General features: G+C 73.2%; 2 protein-coding genes. One reads left to right on the top strand and one right to left on the bottom strand.

Features of this window, described 5'->3' with window-relative positions; genetic code table 11:
* Positions 1–293 precede the first annotated feature (293 nt).
* Positions 294–1655: an NAD(P)/FAD-dependent oxidoreductase gene (locus tag ABZ371_RS31385; protein ID WP_358686070.1), complete on the top strand. Its 1362-nt coding sequence runs from the start codon at positions 294–296 to the stop codon at positions 1653–1655.
* Between the two features lie 42 nt (positions 1656–1697).
* Here the strand turns inward: ABZ371_RS31385 and ABZ371_RS31380 are convergent.
* Positions 1698–2739: ATP-dependent DNA ligase (locus tag ABZ371_RS31380; RefSeq protein WP_358686068.1), on the bottom strand; the 1042-nt coding region annotated here is incomplete at its 5' end.

Below are 2739 nucleotides of genomic sequence, written 5' to 3'. Positions count from 1 at the left end.
GGCGCACGACGCGGACGTGATCGCCGTCGTGGAGGACGGCCGGATCAGCGAGCTGGGCAGCCACGACGAGCTGGTGGCGGCCGGCGGCGCCTACGCGGCGCTCTGGCGGTCCTGGCACGGGTGAGCGGCACCGCGCCGGCCCGCGGGCGTCCGCCCCGGGGCCGGTGCGGGGTCCGGCATCGCCGCCGTACGAGAGGCGAACTCCGCGCCACGAGGTGAGGATGAGGAGTGACTGGCCCCCGATCCGGGGCAGGCGAGCGATGACCGCGTAAGCCCGAGAAGGGACGCACACCGTGGCACGACCCAGGATTCTCGTTGTCGGCGCCGGCTTCGCCGGAGTCGAGTGCGTGCGCCGGCTGGAGCGCAGCCTCGCTCCCGGCGAGGCGGAGATCACGCTCGTCACGCCGTTCTCGTACCAGCTCTACCTGCCCCTGCTCCCCCAGGTGGCCTCCGGGGTGCTGACCCCCCAGTCGGTCGCCGTCTCGTTGCGCCGCAGCAGGCGCCACCGCACCCGGATCGTGCCGGGCGGGGCCATCGGAGTGGACACCAAGGCGAAGGTCTGCGTCATCCGCAAGATCACGGACGAGATCGTGAACGAGCCGTACGACTACCTGGTGCTGGCCGCCGGGAGCGTCACCCGGACGTTCGACATCCCGGGTCTCGTCGACAACGCCCGGGGCATGAAGACGCTGGCCGAGGCCGCGTACGTCCGCGACCACGTCATCTCCCAGCTCGATCTGGCCGACGCCAGTCAGGACGAGGCGGAGCGTGCCTCGCGGCTGCAGTTCGTGGTGGTCGGTGGTGGCTACGCGGGCACGGAGACGGCCGCGTGCCTGCAGCGGCTGACGGCCAGCGCCGTCCGTCACTACCCGCGGCTGGACCCGAAGCTGATCAAGTGGCACCTGATCGACATCGCGCCCAAGCTCATGCCGGAGCTCGGTGACAAGCTCGGGCTGAGCGCGCTGGAGATCCTCCGCAGGCGCGGCATCGAGGTGTCGCTGGGGGTCTCCGTCGCCGAGGCGGGGCCCGACAAGGTGACGTTCACGGACGGCCGGGTGATTCCCTGCCGCACCCTGATCTGGACCGCCGGGGTCGCGGCCAGCCCGCTCGTCGCCACGCTGGACGCCGAGACGGTGCGCGGCCGGCTCGCGGTGACACCCGAGATGACGCTGCCCAAGGCCGACGGCGTGTTCGCGCTCGGTGACGCGGCGGCGGTACCCGACCTGGCCAAGGGGGACGGAGCCATCTGCCCGCCGACCGCGCAGCACGCCATGCGCCAGGGCCGCGCGCTCGCCGACAATCTCATCGCGTCCCTGCGCGGCACCCCGCTGCGCCCCTACGTCCACAAGGATCTCGGTCTCGTCGTGGACCTCGGCGGCCGGGACGCCGTGTCCAAGCCGCTGGGCATCGAGCTGAAGGGCCTGCCCGCCCAGGCGGTGGCGCGCGGATACCACTGGTCGGCGCTCAGGACCAACGTGGCCAAGACCCGGGTGCTGACCAACTGGATGCTGAACGCGATCGCCGGGGACGACTTCGTCCGCACGGGCTTCCAGGCCCGCAAGGCCGCCACCCTGCGCGACTTCGAGTACACGGACGCCTACCTCACCCCGGAGGAGATCCACGCGCACACCGGGTCGGCGGGTAGCCGCGGCTGAACCGGCCGCCGGCCCGGCCCCTGCCGTCGGCGGGGGCCGCCGTCATGTCCGCCGGGCCAGCACGGTGCCGACCGTGTCCGCCTCCTGCGGCGCCTTGTCCTCGCGGTAGCGCAGGACCCGGGCGAAGCGCAGTGTGACCCCAGCCGGGTACCGCGTGGAGCGCTGCAGGCCGTCGTAGGCGATCTCGACGACGAGCTCCGGGCGGACGGTCACCACGTGCCCGTCGTCACCGGTGGAGAGTTCCCGGAGCCGTTCGGTCTGCCAGGCGAGCATCGTGTCCGTGAGCCCCTTGAACGTCTTGCCGAGCATCACGAACGTACCGTCCTCCCGCCGCGCCCCCAGGTGCAGGTTGGACAGCTTGCCGGTGCGTCTGCCGTGGCCCCATTCGGCGGCGAGCACCACGAGGTCCAGCGTGTGCACGGGTTTCACCTTGAGCCAGGAGGCGCCGCGGCGGCCCGCGCTGTAGGACGCGGACCCGCCCTTGACCACCACGCCCTCGTGCCCCCGGGCCAGGGTCTCCTCGAAGAAGGCCCCGGCGGCTTCGCGTGCCTCCCGGTCGGTGGGATCCGGCACGACGACGCGCCGCACCCGCATGGGTTCGGGGACCAGGGCGGCGAGTTCCGCGTGCCGCTCGGCGAAGGGGAGGTCGAGGAGGTCGCGTCCGTCCACGGCGAGGACGTCGAAGAAGACGGGGCTGAGGGGCACGGTGGCGGCGGCGGAGGCCACGTCCCGGCGGGAGCCCACCCGCGCGGCCGTCTCCTGGAAGGGCCGCGGTCTGCCGTCGTCGGCGAGGGCGAGGACCTCGCCGTCCAGGACGAAGCTCCCGGCCCGGAATCCGGCCGCGGCGGCGGCCAGTTCGGGCAGCCGGCCGGTGATGTCGTCGAGGGTGCGGGTGTAGACGCTCACCCGGGGCCCGTCCCGGTGCACCTGCACCCGGATGCCGTCCAGTTTCTCCTCGACGACGCACGGTCCCAGCTTGTCGATCGCCTCGGCGACCGACCGCGCGGTGTGTGCCAGCATCGGCAGCACCGGGCGGCCGACGGTGAGCCGGAAGGCGGCGAGCGCTTCGGGGCCGTCGGCGAGC

The organism is Streptomyces sp. NPDC005899, assembly GCF_040629645.1.
Taxonomy (GTDB): domain Bacteria; phylum Actinomycetota; class Actinomycetes; order Streptomycetales; family Streptomycetaceae; genus Streptomyces.
The sequence above is the reverse complement of the archived record's forward strand: the minus strand, read 5'-3'. Positions and strand labels throughout refer to the sequence as shown.